Source organism: Vibrio ordalii ATCC 33509 (assembly GCA_000257205.1).
GTDB lineage: Bacteria > Pseudomonadota > Gammaproteobacteria > Enterobacterales > Vibrionaceae > Vibrio > Vibrio ordalii.
Genome location: AEZC01000042.1, coordinates 1 through 481, shown reverse-complemented (window position 1 = coordinate 481; position 481 = coordinate 1). Strand labels below are relative to the sequence as shown.

Genomic DNA, 481 nt, shown 5'->3' with positions numbered 1-481 from the left:
CACACCATACCAAACTAAGTACATATTCAGCCATTAGTAAAAGTAGGTCAACTGATGACAAGAGAAACTCATCAAAAATCTATGGCTAAATGACTTTGGGGCAGAACTGATTTAGGACAACCTGACAGATTGCATTCAGACTAATTCATCTAATGTGGCTAAAAACATATCTTTACTCTTCCTCCAAAGATATGTTTTTCAGTGCCTTATCTAAGGTCGGTCTTGATACACCAAAATGTTTTGCTACTTCAGTTTTGGTGATTGAACCGCTAAGTAGCATACCAGCAGCTAATCTCATGTCTTTCCTAGACATACTTGGCTTTCTACCTACATTTTTCCCGCGCCTTTTGGCTGCGGCTAAGCCTGCCTTGGTTCTTTCGCTAATCAGAGAACGTTCAAATTGCGCGATAGCACCGAAAATGTGAAAGATCAGTTCTCCCGCAGGGCTTGAAGTATCAATTGCTTCCGCAATTGATACAAA

1 protein-coding gene is annotated in these 481 nt (G+C 40.5%); it reads right to left on the bottom strand.

Annotation, left to right across the window (positions count from 1 at the left end; all coding sequences use genetic code 11):
* Nucleotides 1–172: 172 nt before the first annotated feature.
* Nucleotides 173–481: recombinase family protein (locus VOR_RS0102835; RefSeq protein WP_010318222.1), on the bottom strand; the 309-nt coding region annotated here is incomplete at its 5' end.